Here is a 17,876-nt window from a genome sequence, read left to right on the forward strand (position 1 = left end):
TATGTTGCCGATATTGTCTCAATTTCTGTGCGATAATGAAAGTTTATTTGAGTATGAACGTTGTCTGGATGGAAAGCATATTGTAGATTTTAGGCATATTTGTCGTAGACTTATTGCGGTAGAAAGACAGGCTAATCCCTTTAAAAGTGATATATATTATGAAAGTTTGGGGGATATGTATCTGACGAATTATGAGAACTTTGATGATTTTATATGGAGGATGCCTTGTGAATTGGCTGAGGAGTATTTATTTCGATCAAGAGATTCTTTATATGTAAAAGCGGAGCGTTTTGACGGATGGATGAATTTGATAACTCAAGTTCCACCTTCATTAATTATTGCAGCTAATTTTCTTGATGATTTTTCTATGTGTCTACTTCAGCCTAATGATATATTCTCTTTTGCAAAAAGAAAGCTGTCTATTTTTAAGTATACTGCACAATTGCTACCTTTTCTTCCGGATTTGAATTATTTGGTTCAAGAAGCGGGGGGATTAAATGATTTGCATATACATCTGAATGGAACAACAGAAACAGATGTTTTATGGAATTATATGCTACAGAATCCATGTCTTGTAGCTAAAGATTATTTGGAGGTTTATAATAGCAGATTGGCTGTGAGGAAATTATCAGAGCAGATTATAGCCGATTTTACCCCTATGACATTGTTGAAAAGACTTGAGGATGCTCGGGAAATTAGGAGGAAGATGGTTGTAATAATCGCTTCGGGGAATGATATATTCAAGCAGGGAACTGTAGATCGGCTAAAAGACTCTTTGATTCTCAGAAATCTGTGGGGAGAAGTTCGTGATGATAGTTCATTGGGGATATTGGTAGAAGAATTGTTGTTGTATTTGTTAGTAATGTATGAAATCAAACGAACGCGCAATATGGAATTGGTAGGATGGTTTCATCATTATTTGTTAATAAAGGGATTAGTACATAGATTTATAGTAATGCAACAAACACAAACGGGATTTTCACAGTTCCAGTTACTGACAGAGAATTCTTTTCGATATAGAGTAGAAAAACTATATAAAAATAGGTTTCTGCAATTATCCGGTTGTGGTGGACAAGTGTATTTAGGAACTTTGGAAGGACGTTTCTCACCCAAAGAATCATTGATTGAGAATAGCCGTTTAGTTGCAAGTATTATGAAAGGATATGAAAAAGCAAAAGAAGAGTCTGGACTGCTTGGAAAATCTAATCTATTATTAGTAGCTCATTTTATTAAAGAACCTGAATCAAAAAAAGTCAAAAAACTAGCGATTCGCCATCGTTTGCTACGGAAAAAATTGCAGAAAAAGGCGTTGGCGCTTGATGGCTTTTTACATAGGAGCAAATATAGTTCTAAGATTGTTGGTATTGATGCGGCTGCAAATGAATTGGATGCAGGACCGGAAGTTTTTTCTCAGATCTTTCGTTTTTTGAGAAAGAGAGGAATTGAGCATGTAACTTTTCATGTAGGAGAGGATTTTAGACATTTGTTGAGCGGGTTGAGAAGTATTTGGGAAGCTATTGATTTTCTGGAGTTGCGTTCGGGAGATAGATTGGGGCATTGTACTGCTGTCGGAATTTCTCCTGAATTATGGAGGACGCGAATAGGAAATATATGTTTTGTTTCACAAGGAGAGTGGCTGGATGATTTAGTTTTTGTCTGGGAATTAACGAAAGAATCTCATCATATAAAGTTGCAGAAGGTCATTTTGGAATTGGAAAGTAAAATTCATGAACTTGCATATAAAATATATGGAGATTTTTATCCACCTTATCTTTTATGTTTGGCATGGAAACTTAGAAAATATGATCCTTTTTTGTATTTAGAAAAAAAATATTCAAAGATTGCAGAATGGGACTTTGTGGAATCTTATAAGGAATACAAAAAGGTAATTGATATGTTGAAAAATGAGAAGGTGAGAAATTTGATGAATATGTATCATGCTCCTTTGTTAGGTAGAGGAAGTCGGGCTGAATACGATAAATTAATTCAAATAGAGACGACAGGGGTGATATCGGTGGATATCTTGGAGTTGCTTCAATGTATCATGTTAGAAAAAATGGCCAAGAAAGGAATTGCTGTTGAAGCTTTGCCAAGTAGTAATCTACGGATTAGTTATTATAGAGAATTGGGAGAGTATCATTTGAAAAAATGGTTGGAAGTGCAAGAAACGGATTGCTTGCTTCCACCTGTTGTACTGGGTACGGATGACCCAGGAATATTTATGACTAATATTTATAATGAGTATGCTAGAGCGTATTTACATTTGGAAAGTTGTGGATTTTCACCAATAAAAAGGATGAATGTAATTACTGATTTACAGAGGTCTTGCAATATTTATAAATTTATGGAAAATGGACAATGATAAGAGGGCTTGTATGGCATATATATGTGGAGTGGTATTAAATGTTAGTTCTTCATATAGTTCTGTTTATGATTTTGTGAGAGGAGAACATTATTACTATCAGAAACGTACCTTAGTGTCGGGAAATAGGATTCAAATATATGATTACAAGCGAAGAGGCTATATACAAGGGAAACTTCCTAATTTCTATGATTATGTTTCAGGATTTTATATATTGATAAAAGTAGAACGTGGAAAATTTAAAGGGTATGACTATGAGTCTGGTGCCTATTGTATGGGAGAAGTGCGTGGAAATGAGATTCGCATTTATGATTATGAAAAATCGGATTATTTTAGATATAAAATTTATTGAACTATATGTATGAAGAATTGTAAAACTAATATAGGAAGTATATATTTAACACATGAAAATATTGATAGATAACGGACACGGCAAGGAAACTCCCGGCAAATGTTCGCCTGACGGTCGTTTGAAAGAGTATGCATATACTCGTGAAATCGCAGACCGATTGGTAACCGGATTACAAAATGAAGGCATTGATGCTATGCGTATTGTGCCGGGAGAAAATGATGTGGCGTTATTTGAGCGTGTGAGGCGTATCAATGCAATCGGCAAAGATGCTATATTGGTATCAATCCATTGCAATGCGATGGGGAGTGGTGCTGAATGGATGTCCGCAAACGGATGGAGCGTATTTGTTGGTAACAATGCTTCAATGAATAGCAAACGGCTTGCCCGGCAATTGGCGCAAGCTGCCTTGAATCGGAAGGTGAAAGTACGTCGTCCGTCTCCGCAAAAGTTGTATTGGACTGCCAATTTTTATATCTGTCAGCAAACGAATTGTCCGGCAGTGCTGGTCGAGAATTTCTTTCAGGATAATAAGGAGGATGTTGAATTCCTTCTCTCGGAAGAAGGGAAGCAGTGCGTCACGAATATATTGCTGGAAGGTATTACGAACTATCTAAAGGAATATTAAAGAAATATGTAGGTCCCTGAACTCATGATATATTCATGAATTCCCTGCATTATACGAGTTGGGAAGGATACAGCGGTATATTCCTGATTTATCCCTCATATTGGCGTAAAAGCTGATATGTGTTTGTATGTATGATATATCAACTGTCTGTGAAGATGGTTGATATATCTATTTTAGGGGGTATGTTGATTAACGTTTTATTTTTATCGGATAGATCGTTGAAAAATGGTATAAATAAAGACGGAGTTTATGTGCAAGGAATGAATAATAATGCTATATTTGCAATATATATAAAAAGAAGAAAATGGCAACAGCATCCTTGAAAATACGTTTGGGCTATAATCAGGTCTTAGACTTGATACGTCAGTTGTCTGATGAAGATAAAATGAAGTTAAGCCGTGAATTAAAAGCAGAAACACGAAAGATTAAGTTGCAACATTTGTTGGAAGTATTCAAGAACGATGAGATTTCATTGTTGATATAGATGCTGAAATAGAATCGGTCAGTAAGGCAAGATATGAAAATAGATAATGAATCTCTATGGATTAGCTTTTTGATAGGTCGGAAACTTTCGTATCTCCTAAGCTTGTTATCACATCCAATTTTGAATTGGTCGTTTCCTAAGAACTCTTGGACGAAATACGGGAAGTTAGTTCACGACCAAAATTGATGAAGTATTTCTCTCAAGAACAAATTGCTTTGCTATTGGATTTTATGAGTGAAGACACTCAATTGTATCAATTAGAAAATATAATGCCCCGTTGTCGTGATCCAAAAGATGATTATCTTTTGGAGTTGGTTAATTGTTTATAAGCATCCGATAAAGTACACTGTCTTATTTTACAAATAGGGATATTCCTAAAGTAATAAAATTTAAGGCAACTAATTCATTGCGAGTTAGTTGCCTTTTTTGTATCTTTAAGCATTCCCCCAAAAAACGGTTTGACGGCCAAAACGGGGGTAATTAAAAATGAAAACACATGGTAAAGATACAAAAAATCTCAGAAATCGAACCTTGTTTAGGTTTTACCGAGTTCGATATGCTTAAAAAATATCGTCAAAGTTTTGCAACGAGTGAATTAGGTCGACTCCATTCTCTATTCCCTTTCTCGGAACTGGTCCGACAAATGCATTTGAAGTCCTCTCCTTTGGGGCGTAAAAGTTATTTTTCTCCCGAAGGTAAAATAGCCTTGATGGTCTTGAAGTCCTATGCCAACTTTTCCGATGCACAACTGATTGGGCATTTAAACGGTAATATTCATTACCAGTTATTTTGTGGTGTTCAGATTGATCCGCTTCATCCACTAACCAATCCTAAAATCGTTAGTGCAATTCGTCAGGAACTAGCGAATCGCCTTGACGTTGACTCCCTCCAGCTCATTCTTGCCGAGTATTGGAAACCTTATCTTGAGAACCTTCATGTCTGTATGACCGATGCCACCTGTTATGAAAGTCATCTGCGTTTTCCTACTGATACCAAACTCTTATGGGAAGGTATTGTATGGCTTCATCGTCATCTGTGCAAACATTGCCAGACCTTGCATATACAACGTCCCCGTAACAAGTATCTTGATGTACGCCGTGCCTATCTTGCTTATAGCAAACTGCGTAAACGCAAGAAATCACAGACTCGTATGATTACACGCAGGTTACTTCAGTTATTGGAAAAGTTACTTGACCAGCTGGAGCAGCTTCATTCATCCTACAGGAACAGGCTTACATTATCCTCTGATTACCAAAGACGTTTCTCGGTCATACAGACGGTCCTTGAGCAAGGGAAGAATTTATTTGCAGGCAAAAAAGTGTCCAACCGTATCGTGAGTATCGACCGGCATTACCTTCGCCCCATTATCAGAGGCAAGGAAACCAAATCCGTTGAATTCGGAGCCAAAGTCAACAATATACAGATAGACGGAATCTCCTTTATAGAACATATCTCCTTTAAGGCTTTTAACGAAGGAGTACGTTTGAAAGACTGTATTCATCTGCAACAACAACTGACCGGGGTTAGGGTTAAGGCGCTTGCGGCGGATTCAATCTATGCCAATAATGCCAACCGGAAATTTTGTACAAAATATCATATAAGTACTTCCTTTAAGCGTAAGGGCAGAGCTGCCAAAGATGAGCCGCTTCGGAAAATCTTACGGTCGGAACTCAGCCGTGAAAGAGCTACCCGCCTGGAAGGAAGTTTTGGAACGCAGAAACAACATTACTCACTGGCCAGGATAAAAGCTAGAAACAGGAAAACGGAAGTACTTTGGATTTTCTTTGGGATACATACAGCCAATGCGGTATGTATGATAGAAAAGGTTGAAAAGAAAAAAAGAAAGGCAGCATAATCGGATCAAAATAAGAGGAAAAACAGGAGAGGTTTTAACTTCCCCTAAATAAGACATGTACATAATGCATGGGTGGGAAGGAAAAAACAAGAATATGTAAACAATATTCTACAAAAAAGATAGAAGACTGGGAGAGTTGAACGAAAAAATCAAGAGAAAAGCTCACGTAAAGCAAAGCTTTTCTCTTGATTTTTTAGAAAGAGGAACATTTACTGAATATCCCTAATTAACAAAACTCGATTTAGGGCACTGAAAAGTGCCCTTTCAAAGGGGGATGCCCTAAATTGTGTGCTTACTTCCATATAGCCAAGAAGCTAACTTACAATCCCTGTGAAAGCCTCGCAAGCCGTTCCTTCAACAATTCGCCATACATTTCTTTTAATTCAGCACTTAGAAAAGAGTTTTGAATGACAGTCTCAAACTTGGGCAATAGTTTGATATACTTATTTATCAATCGTTCTACAATTACATTCTCTATACCCAGCGTGGATGCTGACCTAATAAAATCCTCTCTTTGAAGCTTTTTCTTCCGACCATTCAAGGTTAATGCCAACTCTTCGTCATCCTTGGGATTGATGATAACCGCATTTAGCAAATCGTAAGCAGGGGTCAACCGTATCATATCTGCCACCTCATACAAAGAGAAGTTCTTTAAGTGCATATCGTTATTCCCTGTCAACCAAGAGAAAAATACCAACTCGAAGAAATTGGTAACATCCATTTTAGGTAAAGACGAGTATTTCAAAACAGCCTTGCCGATACGTTCATAACTACTTTTGTATTTATGCTCTGTTTGCCTTTCTGTCAGTTGGCACATATCTTCCATCGCAATCTTCTCTCCAGTAGAAGTTCTGTCAATCCGGCGGGTAAGATAGCATAGCGTATCATCCGCCATCCGCATCAGTGTATGAGGGACTACCTCAATACGTGCCACCTCTGCAAGGTGCATGGTTAAATCCTCGACCTCAGGCATCATTTCATATTGCGAGGTTTGTGGTTTACAAATATAACCGCCCCATAGCCCGACAATGGTCAATCGTTTGTTGCCCTCATGCTCTTTCAAATGCAAGGACAGCTTCGGCTGAACACCGGTCAAAGAGGTTTGGTCTTGAATGATTTGCAAAGCAAGCTGATCAAGTTGTTCTGTCGTATAATCAAGAACTGGCAATGTTGTTGTTCCGAAGAACTTCTTTATGCAAGCCGTGTGCATGTCCTTTTCCCCTTTTAAGAGCGGACGATAACAATATAAGCAATTACACATGGTTTCCCTCCTTTTCTTCCAAAGGAATAACGCTTACTGCTCCGATACAATCTTTGCAGCATGTCAGCAACAACGCCATCCGGTCAAGAATACTGATGTCTGTATTCCGCAATGCAACATCCAACAGCCATCCTTCAGGAATCAAACCATCGAAAAATGGAAACAGCACAGGACTTGTATATGCTTCCTCCTGTAAAGGCAATGTCAGGCTAATAGCCTTTGCCGTTTCCGAAGAGAGATATTCCGGCAAATAGCAGAACTCATACCCGGCATCGTTTTCTGTCAGAATCCCAGCCAATTGGTCTTTGTAAAATATATGGGCTTGTCTCATTGATTATCTGTTTTAGAAGTGGCAACCATTTCATAATTGAAAAAGTCAAGGAGTTGATTCACCTTATCAAGGCGCAATGTTTCCTTTCCTTGTTCAAGGTCTCGCACAAAGCGCAATCCTACTCCCGACTTCAATGAGAGTTCTTCTTGCGTCAGGTTATACTGCTTTCGCAACATCTTGACCGTAGTAGAAAGACTATTCATAGTATCATACTTTATACCTTTTCAGGTACAAAGTTAACACAAATATTCGATATTATATCAGTATGGGTATAATTTATTGTTTTGCCACTGCAATTATATCAGATAGGGTATAATTTAAAGAAGATTGAGGCATTAATATTAAGGCTAAAACAAGTACAACACATCACAAAAGGGCTGAAAAGAGACGGTACAACACGTATATACAACGCGATGAAATACAGGGATTTGCATTTATCCCTACATTCTGTGTATTTGTCAAAACAGAGGTTGTACCGATTAAAATGAATGGTCACTGATAATCAGTGATGTAAATATCTATGTATTTGTATCAGTGTCATTCTTTCTGTATTTCTTTCCATTTGTGCGGTATCATCAGTACATTCATCAAACAATTTATAAAACAAATTGCTTAATGTACTACACATATACTCATGCAGGACGTAGCTCCACAGTCATTCCCATGGCAGAAGCTATTTTATATAATGTAGCAACGCTAGGAACAGTTAACCCGCGTTCAACCCTTGAAATATATCCTTTGTCAGCCCCAATGCGCTTAGCAAGTTCTGACTGCGTAAGACGTGCATTTTTTCGGGCTTCGAGGAGTATTTGGGCATTATGTGTTTGCATGATATATCAACTGTCTGTGAAGATGGTTGATATATTTTTTATAGAGCAACGAATGGTGTGATGAATAATTTTTAGTAGCTTTGTGAAAAATATGATTGATATGGAAGACTTGCAAAGATTATATCCTATCGGGATTCAGACATTTTCGAAAATACGTGAGGGTAATTACCTTTATATTGATAAGACGGAGTATGTTTACCAGATGACTCATTCAGCTTCTAGTTATATGTTCTTGAGCCGTCCGCGGCGTTTTGGTAAATCATTGCTCACTTCTACGTTGCATAGTTATTTCTCCGGTCGTAAGGAACTTTTTAATGGGCTGGCTATAGAAAATTTGGAGAAAGAATGGATAGAGTTTCCGGTACTGCATTTTGATATGAGCACTGCCAAGCATGCGGATAAGGAGCAACTGTTGCAAGAATTAAATCTGAAACTGTTTGAATATGAGCAGATTTACGGACGGTTGGATGAGGAAGTTAATCCCAATCAACGTTTGATGGGGTTGATAAAACGTGCTTACGAGCAGACAGGCAAAAAAGTGGTTGTACTCATTGACGAATATGATGCACCTCTACTAGACGTGGTACACGAACGGGAAAATCTTGATGCATTGCGTAATATAATGCGCAATTTCTATAGTCCATTGAAAGCTTGTGATCCTTATTTGCGATATGTGTTTCTGACTGGTATAACCAAATTCTCTCAACTTAGTATTTTTAGTGAACTGAACAATCTTGAGAATATCAGTATGGATGAGCCTTATGCTGCCATTTGTGGGATTAGCGAGGATGAGATATATTCTCAAATGAAAGAGGATGTGGATGAGTTGGCGAAGAATTTGGAGGTTACACCAGAGGTGGCCTTGATGAAGTTGAAAGAAAATTATGATGGGTATCATTTTACTTATCCGTCACCGGATATGTACAATCCATTCAGTTTGCTTACAGCTATGGAAAAAGGTAAGATTGGTTCTTATTGGTTTGGTAGCGGAACGCCTACATATTTGGTAAAGATGCTGGATAAATATGGTGTAGGACCTTCCGAAATTGGGATAAAAATGGTTGCGGTTGAGGATTTTGACGCACCAACGGAAAGGATGACAAGTATTATCCCGTTATTATATCAAAGTGGCTATATCACAATAAAGGATTTTGATAAGGAATTGGACTTATACACATTGGATATCCCCAATAAGGAAGTGAGAATAGGCTTGATGAAAAGTCTTCTTCCGCATTATGTCGGCAGTAAAGCTCCGGAAACCACGACTATGGTGGCTTATCTCTCCCGTGATATTCGTAATGGTGATATGGATGCTGCTTTACGTCGTTTGCAAACATTCTTGTCTACGATACCTCAGTGTGATAACACAAAATATGAGGGGCATTATCAGCAGATGTTTTATATTATATTCAGCTTAATAGGTTATTATGTAGACGTGGAAGTTCGTACTCCTCGTGGGCGGGTGGATATGGTGCTACGTACAAAGACTACGCTATATGTTATGGAGTTGAAGTTGGATAAGGATGCGGATATGGCAATGGAACAGATTGACTTGAAGAATTATCCGGAACGTTTTGCTTTGTGCGGATTACCTATTGTGAAGGTGGCTGTCAACTTTGATAGTGAACGTTGTACAATAGGAGATTGGAAGATTTTAAATGTCTGATTATATTACTGATTAATAATCTATTATGCACTTGATCGAATAAAAAGAGCTCCGCAAGGGGCTTTTTTCTTTTCTATGTGAGATAAAAGCCGCACCTTTGCACCGTTGATCAACGAAATGTGAATAAATAACTTGAATTTGAATCTTTAAAAAAACGTAGCATGAGTGTAATTTACAAAGTCATTACGCGACCGACAGATCCGCGTGTCCCTAATTCTCCCAAGAGATTTTATCCGCATCTGATTACTTTAGGTCAGTCTGTCAATTTGAGATATCTTGCAGAGAAGATGAAGGATCGTTCTTCTCTTTCTGTCGGTGATATCAAGAGTGTGATTCAGAACTTCGTGGATAAGATGAAGGAGCAGTTGCTGGAAGGTAAATCGGTGAATATCGAAGGTTTAGGAGTGTTTATGTTGGCTGCCCGTTCGAAAGGTGCGGAGCAGGCGAAGGATATCACTGCTAAAAGTGTGGAGAGTGTTCGTATCTTTTTCCAGGCGAACAAGGAGCTGCGTGTCACAAAAACTGCAACGCGGGCAGATGAGAAGTTGGACCTGATCAGTCTGGATGAATATCTAAAGAAAATCAGTGTTACTGTAGCACCGGAAGGTCCGGATGACGGTGGTGATGAAGGTGGCGGCGACGATGGGGGAGATGACGGAGAAACGCCTGACCCGGCCGCTTGATTAATTGACAGCTCAGAATTGGCTGTCTGGTAGTTTGTTTATGTTTAATTTTAAAAGTAGAATGTCTATGAAAAGAACTTGGAGTATGATTTTGAAAGTGATTATTGCTGTTGCTGGTGCGATTGCCGGAGTGATTGGTGTACAGGCGGCAGCGATGTAGTGGGTATCTTGTAGTTAAGATATATTTAGGTATGAATGGACAGGCGGGAAAAATCCCGCCTGTTTTGCGTTTTAGAGGGATGTGGTATTTAACAAATCTGAAATAATAATCAAACTCGTTGGCTGAATACTGGATTTTATCTACCTTTGCGTATTAATTTAATGCGTTTTTAAGTTAGAAAAAACATGATTCGAAAAATAATAAAAGCTCTTTGGATTTTATTGGCAATTGGAGTAGTGGCTGTGGTCGCTATATTTGTTTCCATCTCGAAAGGTTGGATAGGATATATGCCGCCTGTCGAGGAGTTGGAGAATCCGAGTTATAAGTTTGCGACAGAGATTTTCTCTGAGGATGACAAAGTGCTGGGGACTTGGTCGTACAGTAAGGAAAATCGCGTATATACTGCTTATAAGGAACTGTCGCCCAATATAATTAATGCATTGATTGCTACGGAAGATGTTCGTTTTGTCGAACATTCGGGCATTGATGCCAAAGCATTGTTCCGTGCATTTGTAAAACGTGGTTTGATGTTCCAGAAAAATGCGGGTGGGGGTAGTACGCTGTCTCAACAGCTTGCCAAGCAGTTGTTTACGGAAAATGTTGCCAGAAACACTCTACAGCGTCTTTTCCAGAAACCGATTGAATGGGTGATTGCTGTGAAGCTTGAACGCTACTACACTAAAGAGGAAATTCTGAGTATGTATCTCAATAAGTTTGATTTCCTGAATAATGCTGTCGGTATCAAGACGGCTGCACACACTTACTTTGGTTGCGAACCGAAGGATTTGAAACTGGAAGAGGCGGCAACTTTGGTAGGCATGTGCAAAAATCCGTCGCTATATAATCCGGTGCGCTTCAACGAACGTTCTCGCGGACGTCGTAATGTGGTGCTCGAACAGATGCGCAAAGCTGGATATATCACGGAAGCTGAACGTGATTCCTTACAGGCTTTTCCGTTGAAGTTGACTTATAACCGTGTAGACCATAAAGAGGGTTTGGCTACTTACTTCCGCGAATATCTCCGTGGTGTAATGACTGCCCCGAAGCCGGTGAAGAGTGATTATCGCGGTTGGCAAATGCAGAAATACTACGAGGATTCTCTTTCTTGGGAAACGAATCCGCTGTACGGCTGGTGTGCGAAAAACAAGAAGAAAGACGGAACGAATTATAATATCTACACTGACGGTCTGAAGATTTATACTACCATAAATTCACGTATGCAGCAGTATGCTGAGGATGCTGTAAAAGAGCATTTGGGGGATTATCTGCAACCGGTATTCTTCAAGGAAAAAGAGGGAAGCAAGAATGCTCCTTATGCAAGGTCATTGTCGGAGAAACGGGTGGAAGAGTTGCTGACTAAGGCAATGAAGCAGACTGAGCGTTACCGTTTGATGAAAGAAGCGGGAGCTTCGGAACAAGAGATCCGGAAAGCATTCGACAAGCCGGAAGAAATGACTGTCTTTTCATGGAAAGGGGATAAGGATACGATTATGAGCCCGATGGATTCTATCCGTTATTATAAGTCTTTCCTGCGTACAGGATTCATGTCGATGGATCCGATGAACGGACATGTGAAGGCTTATGTGGGCGGACCGAATTATGTGTATTTCCAATATGACATGGCTATGGTAGGACGCCGCCAGGTGGGATCTACTATCAAACCATACTTGTACACGCTGGCTATGGAAAATAATTTCTCTCCTTGCGACCAAGTACGCCACGTTGAGCAGACGCTGATTACAGAGACGGGAGAACCATGGTCACCACGTAATGCCAGCAACAAGCGTTATGGAGAAATGGTAACTTTGAAATGGGGGTTGGCTAACTCCGACAACTGGATTTCCGCTTATCTGATGGGCAAACTGAATCCATATAATTTGGTGAAATTGATTCATAGTTTCGGTGTACGCAATAAGGCTATCGACCCGGTTGTTTCACTTTGTCTGGGACCTTGTGAAATTTCTGTCGGCGAAATGGTGAGTGCTTATACTGCTTTCGCTAATAAGGGTATTCGTGTAGCTCCGTTATTTGTGACTCGTATCGAAGACAGTGACGGTAATGTGATTTCTACATTTGCACCGCAGATGGAAGAGGTAATCAGTGTTTCGAGTACATATAAAATGCTTGTTATGCTTCGTGCCGTTATCAATGAAGGAACGGGTGGACGTGTGCGCCGTTACGGTATCACTGCTGATATGGGTGGAAAGACAGGTACGACCAATGAAAACTCCGATGCTTGGTTTATGGGATTCACACCTTCGTTGGTATCCGGTTGCTGGGTAGGAGGTGACGAACGCGACATTCACTTCGGTAGAATGACATATGGTCAGGGAGCTGCTGCCGCATTGCCTATCTGGGCAATCTATATGAAGAAAGTATATGATGACCCGACTTTGGGATACGACCAACAAGAAAGATTTAAACTTCCTGAGGGATTTGACCCTTGCGCCGGTTCGGAAACACCGGATGGAGAAGTGGAAGAGATAGGGTTGGACGATTTGTTTAACTAATCTTCCTCTCCAACCATGCATAAGTGTGTCATCTGCATTGGAAGTAATTACAACCGGAAGGAGAATTTGTTTTTTGCCCGGCAGAAGTTGGCGGATTTGTTTCCTTCTATCCGTTTCACGTCGGAACAGGAAACACAACCTTTGTTTTTCAGAAGTCCGGCATTATTTTCCAATCAGGTAGCACAGTTCTTTTCTGAAGCAGAGGAAGAGAAAGTAAGGAAGGAGTTGAAAGCCATCGAACAGTCTGCCGGCCGTCGTCCGGGAGACAAGAAAGAAGAAAAAATTTGCCTGGATATTGATTTGCTTACTTTTGACGACCGGGTGTTGAAGCCTGAAGACTTGAAAAGGGAGTATATCATGAAGGGGTTAGAAGAATTAAAATAGATTCAGATATGAAATTTCTCGGAATAATACCTGCCCGTTATGCATCCACGCGTTTCCCTGCGAAACCGTTGGCTATCCTGGGCGGAAAGACTGTGATACAACGTGTATATGAACAAGTAGCGGGTGTCTTGGATGACGCCTATGTAGCTACCGATGACGAACGGATTGAAGCGGCTGTCAAGGCTTTCGGGGGGAAGGTGGTAATGACTTCTGTTCATCATAAAAGTGGTACGGACCGTTGTTATGAAGCTTGTACCAAGATTGGCGGTGATTTCGATGTCGTTGTTAATATACAGGGTGACGAGCCTTTTATCCAACCTTCGCAATTGAATGCTGTAAAGGCTTGTTTTGAAGATCCGACTACGCAAATAGCTACACTGGTGAAACCTTTCACTGCTGACGAGCCGTTTGCGGTACTTGAGAATGTAAATTCTCCGAAAGTGGTAGTCAATACAAACTGGAACGCGCTTTACTTCAGCCGTTCTATTATCCCTTTTCAGCGTAATGCCGAAAAACAGGATTGGTTGAAAGGGCATACCTATTATAAACATATCGGCTTGTATGCTTATCGTACGGAAGTGCTGAAAGAGATTACCGCTCTTCCGCAATCTTCTCTTGAAGTGGCCGAATCGTTGGAACAGCTTCGTTGGCTGGAAAACGGATATAAGATAAAAGTAGGTATCAGCGAAGTGGAAACGATTGGGATTGACACCCCTCAGGACTTGGAACGTGCAGAGGAATTTTTGAAGAGTAGAGGATAATCTTATGGACCGCACGATACAACCTGAAATACAAACCCTGAAAAACTTTCAGATACTTGCTCCTGTCCGGACTACTTTGCCGAATGGTATTCCGCTGACTGTCATCAATGCCGGTGAGCAGGATGTGGTACGTATGGATATACTTTTTGCCGGGGGGCGATGGCAGCAGTCGCAGAAGCTGCAAGCCTTGTTTGCCAACCGGATGCTTCGCGAGGGTACTGCGAAATATACAGCGGCTACCATTGCTGAAAATTTGGATTATTATGGTTCGTGGCTTGAACTGTCCAGTGCTTCGGAATATGCTTATATCACTGTCTATTCGCTGAATAAGTATTTGGCGAAGACATTAGAGGTGGTGGAGTCTATGATTAAAGAACCGCTTTTCCCGGAAAAAGAACTGCGGACTATCCTGGATACGAATATCCAACAATATCTGGTCAATACTTCCAAAGTTGACTTCCTTGCGAATCGGAGTCTGCTGAAGTCTCTTTACGGGGAACAGCATCCATGCGGAAAGATAGTAATGGAAGAAGATTACCATGCCATCACCCCGGATGTGCTTCGCGATTTCTATGAGCGGCATTACCATTCGGGCAATTGCTCTATATTCTTGTCTGGCAAGGTAACGGAAGATACTATCCGGCGAGTGGCGGATACTTTCGGAGTGCCCTTCGGACAACATCAATTACAGATGCCGAAAGTAAGTTTTCCTTTTGCTGCCGTTTCTGAAAAGAGGATTTTTACGGAACGTGAGGATGCTATGCAGAGTGCCGTAAAAATGGGATGTACCACCATCACTCGTGAACATCCGGATTATCCGAAGTTGCGGGTATTGATGACTTTGTTCGGTGGCTATTTCGGTAGCCGCCTGATGTCTAATATCCGCGAAGAAAAAGGATATACCTATGGAATTTCGGCAGGTATCATGTTCTATCCTGATAGTGGTGTGCTGGTTGTTTCGACGGAAACGGATAATGAATATGTGGAGCCGTTGATACAGGAAGTGTATCACGAAATAGACCGGTTGCATCATGAACTTGTGTCGGTTGAGGAATTGACGATGGTACGCAATTATATGCTAGGTGAGATGTGCCGTAGCTACGAGTCGCCTTTCTCTCTTTCGGATGCATGGATCTTTATTGCTACTTCCGGTTTGACGGACGACTATTTCTCGCGTTCCCTGCATGCTGTGAATGAGGTTACACCTGCGGAGATACAGGATTTGGCACAGCGTTATTTGTGCAAAGAGACATTAAAAGAGGTCATCGCAGGTAAAAAGTTGGCATAATTTGTTTTCCGGTAGGGGAATTTATAAGAGAGAAATTGTATCTTTGTCCAAATTGTAAATCTAAAAAGAGTAACTACTAAAATAAATGAGGAAATATCTATATACTACACTTTTATTGGCTCTCCTTTCACAAGCGGGAGCAATGGCACAAGAAAATGAAGGAAAAAAAGGCGGATTTTTCGGAAAAATCAAAGATACATTCTCTACTGAAATAAAGATTGGTAACTATACTTTTAAGGATGGTAGCGTCTATACAGGTGAAATGAAGGGACGTAAACCGAATGGAAAAGGAAAGACGGTCTTTAAAAACGGTGATGTCTACGAAGGAGAATACGTGAAGGGGAAACGTGAAGGATACGGTATTTATATGTTTCCCGATGGAGAAAAGTATGAAGGGCAATGGTTTCAAGACCAGCAGCATGGAAAAGGTATTTATTATTTTATGAATAATAACCGTTATGACGGTATGTGGTTTCAGGACTATCAACATGGTGAAGGGACAATGTATTATCACAACGGCGACTTGTATGTAGGCAACTGGGTGAATGACAAGCGTGAAGGCAAAGGTACTTATACCTGGGCGAACGGCGCTAAATATAACGGTCACTGGAAGAACGACAAGAAAAACGGCAAAGGTACCATGAACTGGGATGATGGCTGTAAGTATGACGGTGACTGGAAGGATGATGTACGCCACGGCAAAGGGGTATTTGAATATACCAACGGTGATAAATATGAAGGAGACTGGGCGGATGATATTCAACATGGTAAAGGTACCTACTTCTTCCACACGGGCGACCGCTATGAAGGTTCTTATCTCTTGGGCGAACGTACCGGCGCAGGTGTTTACTATCATGCTAATGGTGATAAATATGTAGGAAACTTCAAAGATGGCATGCAAGATGGTAGAGGTACTTTTACTTGGTCGAATGGTGCTGTGTATGAAGGTGACTGGAAGAATAATAAACGTGACGGAAAGGGTGTCTACAAATGGAGCAATGGTGACGTTTACGAAGGTGATTGGAAAGATAACCGTCCGAACGGGCAAGGTACTTTGAAGACTGTTGCGGGGATGCAATATAAAGGTGGCTTCGTTGATGGACTGGAAGAAGGGCAGGGTGTGCAAATCGACAAAGATGGCAACCGTTTCGAGGGCTTCTTCAAACAAGGAAAAAAGAATGGTCCTTTCGTGGAAACTGATAAGGACGGAAAGGTTATCAAGAAAGGAACCTATAAATTTGGAAGACTTCAATAAATTGAGAAATTGAGAATTAAAAATTGAAAAATTCTATGCAACGCCATGGCGTTAGCTCTTATTTCTCAATTTTTAATTCTCAATTTTTAATTTAGATTATGTATTGTGAACTGATAGATTCGTTATTCATAACGCGTTTGATAGTTTCTGCAAACATATCAGCAATACTCAACTGTTTTACTTTCGCGCATTTCTTGGTGTAAGGGATACTGTCGGTAAACACCATTTCAGTCAGACCGGACTCCTGTACACGGAAAGATGCCGGGTCGGACATCACACAGTGACTGGCAATGGCACGTACGGATGCTGCACCTGCTTCCATCATGATGTTGGCAGCTTTGGTGATTGTTCCTGCGGTGTCTACAATATCGTCAACCAAGACAACGTTTTTACCTTTCACATCACCAATGATTTGCATGGAAGCGACTTCATTAGCTTTTTCACGTGACTTGTTGCAAAGTACCAATGGAACACCAAGGTATTTGGAGAAAGTGCTGGCACGTTTTGAACCGCCTACGTCTGGTGTAGCAATCACCAGGTCTTCCAGTTGCAATGACTGGATGTAGGGGAGGAATACGGCTGATGCATACAAGTGGTCTACCGGGATATTGAAGAATCCCTGAATCTGGTCTGCATGCAAGTCCATGGTAATCAGTCGGTCGATACCTGCAACAGAAAGCAGGTCGGCTACCAACTTAGCTCCGATAGATACACGGGGTTTGTCTTTTCTGTCCTGACGGGCCCATCCGAAATAAGGGATTACGGCTACAACGCTCTTTGCAGATGCGCGCTTTGCAGCGTCAATCATCAGGAGAAGTTCCATTAAGTTGTCTGAGTTAGGGAAAGTGGATTGAACCAGGAATACGTGTGCGCCACGAATGGACTCTTCATATGAAACCGCAAATTCACCATCGGCAAAATGGGTAATGTTCATATTTCCCAGAGGGCAATCCAGGCTTGCGCAGATTTTTTCTGCAAGATATCTCGAGTTCGTTCCCGAGAATACCATAAAGGGTGCTTTTTCGCTCATTTTGTAATAGATGTTTTACCTATTTGTTAATTTGCCTGC

The 17,876-nt window shown here is 40.6% G+C and carries 19 protein-coding genes; 14 read left to right on the forward strand and 5 right to left on the reverse strand.

Annotated features, from left to right (window positions below):
- The first annotated feature begins 1 nt into the window (after window position 1).
- The 6 genes from CLIN57ABFB40_RS05755 (at window position 2) to CLIN57ABFB40_RS05780 (ending at window position 5,678) form a co-directional block, all read left to right on the forward strand.
- Window positions 2-2,362 (forward strand): hypothetical protein, encoded by a 2,361-nt coding sequence (locus CLIN57ABFB40_RS05755; protein ID WP_175629275.1) that lies wholly within the window; start codon window positions 2-4, stop codon window positions 2,360-2,362.
- A gap of 13 nt (window positions 2,363-2,375) precedes the next feature.
- Window positions 2,376-2,714, forward strand: coding sequence for a hypothetical protein (locus CLIN57ABFB40_RS05760; RefSeq protein ID WP_175629276.1), 339 nt, complete (start codon window positions 2,376-2,378; stop codon window positions 2,712-2,714).
- Window positions 2,715-2,766: 52 nt separating this feature from the next.
- Window positions 2,767-3,339 carry an N-acetylmuramoyl-L-alanine amidase gene (locus CLIN57ABFB40_RS05765; protein ID WP_175629277.1) on the forward strand — a complete coding sequence of 191 codons (573 nt, stop codon included), beginning with the start codon at window positions 2,767-2,769 and terminating at the stop codon, window positions 3,337-3,339.
- A 304-nt stretch (window positions 3,340-3,643) separates the two neighbouring features.
- On the forward strand, window positions 3,644-3,823 hold the full coding sequence (locus CLIN57ABFB40_RS05770) for a hypothetical protein (protein WP_254871706.1): 180 nt from the start codon (window positions 3,644-3,646) through the stop codon (window positions 3,821-3,823).
- A gap of 185 nt (window positions 3,824-4,008) precedes the next feature.
- Window positions 4,009-4,152 (forward strand): PIN domain-containing protein, encoded by a 144-nt coding sequence (locus CLIN57ABFB40_RS20205; protein WP_254871707.1) that lies wholly within the window; start codon window positions 4,009-4,011, stop codon window positions 4,150-4,152.
- A 167-nt stretch (window positions 4,153-4,319) separates the two neighbouring features.
- The gene (locus CLIN57ABFB40_RS05780) at window positions 4,320-5,678 is read left to right on the forward strand and encodes a transposase (protein ID WP_175629278.1); all 1,359 of its coding nucleotides are present in this window, start codon (window positions 4,320-4,322) and stop codon (window positions 5,676-5,678) included.
- 319 nt (window positions 5,679-5,997) lie between these two features.
- On the opposite strand, the gene CLIN57ABFB40_RS05785 is transcribed toward CLIN57ABFB40_RS05780, so the two are convergent.
- The 4 genes from CLIN57ABFB40_RS05785 to CLIN57ABFB40_RS05800 all read right to left on the reverse strand — a co-directional run bounded on the left by CLIN57ABFB40_RS05785 (window position 5,998) and on the right by CLIN57ABFB40_RS05800 (window position 8,100).
- Entirely contained in the window at window positions 5,998-6,939 is a 942-nt protein-coding gene (locus CLIN57ABFB40_RS05785) for a HipA domain-containing protein (RefSeq protein WP_175629279.1), read from the reverse strand.
- Complete coding sequence (locus tag CLIN57ABFB40_RS05790; protein WP_175629280.1) at window positions 6,932-7,270, reverse strand: HipA N-terminal domain-containing protein; 339 nt, start codon at window positions 7,268-7,270, stop codon at window positions 6,932-6,934. The genes CLIN57ABFB40_RS05785 and CLIN57ABFB40_RS05790 overlap by 8 nt, the downstream gene beginning before the upstream one ends.
- On the reverse strand, window positions 7,267-7,473 hold the full coding sequence (locus CLIN57ABFB40_RS05795; protein ID WP_175629281.1) for a helix-turn-helix transcriptional regulator: 207 nt from the start codon (window positions 7,471-7,473) through the stop codon (window positions 7,267-7,269). Before CLIN57ABFB40_RS05795 ends, CLIN57ABFB40_RS05790 begins: the two co-directional genes overlap by 4 nt.
- 429 nt (window positions 7,474-7,902) lie before the next feature.
- A complete protein-coding gene (locus CLIN57ABFB40_RS05800; protein ID WP_175629282.1) occupies window positions 7,903-8,100 on the reverse strand; it encodes a helix-turn-helix transcriptional regulator in 198 nt (65 codons plus the stop codon).
- A gap of 100 nt (window positions 8,101-8,200) precedes the next feature.
- On the opposite strand from CLIN57ABFB40_RS05800, the gene CLIN57ABFB40_RS05805 reads away from it, so the two are divergent.
- From CLIN57ABFB40_RS05805 to CLIN57ABFB40_RS05840, 8 genes are all read left to right on the forward strand, one after another.
- Window positions 8,201-9,766 (forward strand): ATP-binding protein, encoded by a 1,566-nt coding sequence (locus tag CLIN57ABFB40_RS05805; protein WP_175629283.1) that lies wholly within the window; start codon window positions 8,201-8,203, stop codon window positions 9,764-9,766.
- Between the two features lie 161 nt (window positions 9,767-9,927).
- On the forward strand, window positions 9,928-10,449 hold the full coding sequence (locus CLIN57ABFB40_RS05810) for an HU family DNA-binding protein (protein ID WP_175629284.1): 522 nt from the start codon (window positions 9,928-9,930) through the stop codon (window positions 10,447-10,449).
- A gap of 67 nt (window positions 10,450-10,516) precedes the next feature.
- On the forward strand, window positions 10,517-10,609 hold the full coding sequence (locus CLIN57ABFB40_RS05815; protein ID WP_159102156.1) for a smalltalk protein: 93 nt from the start codon (window positions 10,517-10,519) through the stop codon (window positions 10,607-10,609).
- Between the two features lie 185 nt (window positions 10,610-10,794).
- A complete protein-coding gene (locus CLIN57ABFB40_RS05820; protein WP_175629285.1) occupies window positions 10,795-13,119 on the forward strand; it encodes a transglycosylase domain-containing protein in 2,325 nt (774 codons plus the stop codon).
- 15 nt (window positions 13,120-13,134) lie between these two features.
- Window positions 13,135-13,503: a 2-amino-4-hydroxy-6-hydroxymethyldihydropteridine diphosphokinase gene (locus CLIN57ABFB40_RS05825; protein ID WP_175629286.1), complete on the forward strand. Its 369-nt coding sequence runs from the start codon at window positions 13,135-13,137 to the stop codon at window positions 13,501-13,503.
- 8 nt (window positions 13,504-13,511) lie between these two features.
- Complete coding sequence (kdsB, locus tag CLIN57ABFB40_RS05830; RefSeq protein WP_175629287.1) at window positions 13,512-14,264, forward strand: 3-deoxy-manno-octulosonate cytidylyltransferase; 753 nt, start codon at window positions 13,512-13,514, stop codon at window positions 14,262-14,264.
- 4 nt (window positions 14,265-14,268) lie between these two features.
- On the forward strand, window positions 14,269-15,552 hold the full coding sequence (locus CLIN57ABFB40_RS05835; RefSeq protein WP_175629288.1) for a M16 family metallopeptidase: 1,284 nt from the start codon (window positions 14,269-14,271) through the stop codon (window positions 15,550-15,552).
- A gap of 85 nt (window positions 15,553-15,637) precedes the next feature.
- Window positions 15,638-16,807 (forward strand): phosphatidylinositol-4-phosphate 5-kinase, encoded by a 1,170-nt coding sequence (locus tag CLIN57ABFB40_RS05840; RefSeq protein WP_175629289.1) that lies wholly within the window; start codon window positions 15,638-15,640, stop codon window positions 16,805-16,807.
- Window positions 16,808-16,898: 91 nt separating this feature from the next.
- Here CLIN57ABFB40_RS05840 and CLIN57ABFB40_RS05845 read toward each other — a convergent pair whose 3' ends face one another.
- The gene (locus tag CLIN57ABFB40_RS05845) at window positions 16,899-17,837 is read right to left on the reverse strand and encodes a ribose-phosphate pyrophosphokinase (RefSeq protein ID WP_175629290.1); all 939 of its coding nucleotides are present in this window, start codon (window positions 17,835-17,837) and stop codon (window positions 16,899-16,901) included.
- Window positions 17,838-17,876: the final 39 nt, after the last annotated feature.

The sequence above is a fragment of the Bacteroides acidifaciens genome, assembly GCF_903181435.1.
Classification (GTDB): Bacteria; Bacteroidota; Bacteroidia; order Bacteroidales; family Bacteroidaceae; genus Bacteroides.

Coding starts and splice junctions, on each gene's coding strand:
- CLIN57ABFB40_RS20205 (WP_254871707.1), top strand. CDS start 4,009: ATGAAGTATTTCTCTCAAGAACAAATTGCTTTGCTATTGGATTTTATG.
- CLIN57ABFB40_RS05815 (WP_159102156.1), top strand. CDS start 10,517: ATGAAAAGAACTTGGAGTATGATTTTGAAAGTGATTATTGCTGTTGCT.
- CLIN57ABFB40_RS05840 (WP_175629289.1), top strand. CDS start 15,638: ATGAGGAAATATCTATATACTACACTTTTATTGGCTCTCCTTTCACAA.
- CLIN57ABFB40_RS05780 (WP_175629278.1), top strand. CDS start 4,320: ATGGTAAAGATACAAAAAATCTCAGAAATCGAACCTTGTTTAGGTTTT.
- CLIN57ABFB40_RS05800 (WP_175629282.1), bottom strand. CDS start 8,100: ATGCAAACACATAATGCCCAAATACTCCTCGAAGCCCGAAAAAATGCA.
- kdsB (WP_175629287.1), top strand. CDS start 13,512: ATGAAATTTCTCGGAATAATACCTGCCCGTTATGCATCCACGCGTTTC.
- CLIN57ABFB40_RS05765 (WP_175629277.1), top strand. CDS start 2,767: ATGAAAATATTGATAGATAACGGACACGGCAAGGAAACTCCCGGCAAA.
- CLIN57ABFB40_RS05825 (WP_175629286.1), top strand. CDS start 13,135: ATGCATAAGTGTGTCATCTGCATTGGAAGTAATTACAACCGGAAGGAG.
- CLIN57ABFB40_RS05795 (WP_175629281.1), bottom strand. CDS start 7,473: ATGAATAGTCTTTCTACTACGGTCAAGATGTTGCGAAAGCAGTATAAC.
- CLIN57ABFB40_RS05805 (WP_175629283.1), top strand. CDS start 8,201: ATGGAAGACTTGCAAAGATTATATCCTATCGGGATTCAGACATTTTCG.
- CLIN57ABFB40_RS05835 (WP_175629288.1), top strand. CDS start 14,269: ATGGACCGCACGATACAACCTGAAATACAAACCCTGAAAAACTTTCAG.
- CLIN57ABFB40_RS05760 (WP_175629276.1), top strand. CDS start 2,376: ATGGCATATATATGTGGAGTGGTATTAAATGTTAGTTCTTCATATAGT.
- CLIN57ABFB40_RS05820 (WP_175629285.1), top strand. CDS start 10,795: ATGATTCGAAAAATAATAAAAGCTCTTTGGATTTTATTGGCAATTGGA.
- CLIN57ABFB40_RS05785 (WP_175629279.1), bottom strand. CDS start 6,939: ATGTGTAATTGCTTATATTGTTATCGTCCGCTCTTAAAAGGGGAAAAG.
- CLIN57ABFB40_RS05845 (WP_175629290.1), bottom strand. CDS start 17,837: ATGAGCGAAAAAGCACCCTTTATGGTATTCTCGGGAACGAACTCGAGA.
- CLIN57ABFB40_RS05810 (WP_175629284.1), top strand. CDS start 9,928: ATGAGTGTAATTTACAAAGTCATTACGCGACCGACAGATCCGCGTGTC.
- CLIN57ABFB40_RS05790 (WP_175629280.1), bottom strand. CDS start 7,270: ATGAGACAAGCCCATATATTTTACAAAGACCAATTGGCTGGGATTCTG.
- CLIN57ABFB40_RS05755 (WP_175629275.1), top strand. CDS start 2: ATGTTGCCGATATTGTCTCAATTTCTGTGCGATAATGAAAGTTTATTT.
- CLIN57ABFB40_RS05770 (WP_254871706.1), top strand. CDS start 3,644: ATGGCAACAGCATCCTTGAAAATACGTTTGGGCTATAATCAGGTCTTA.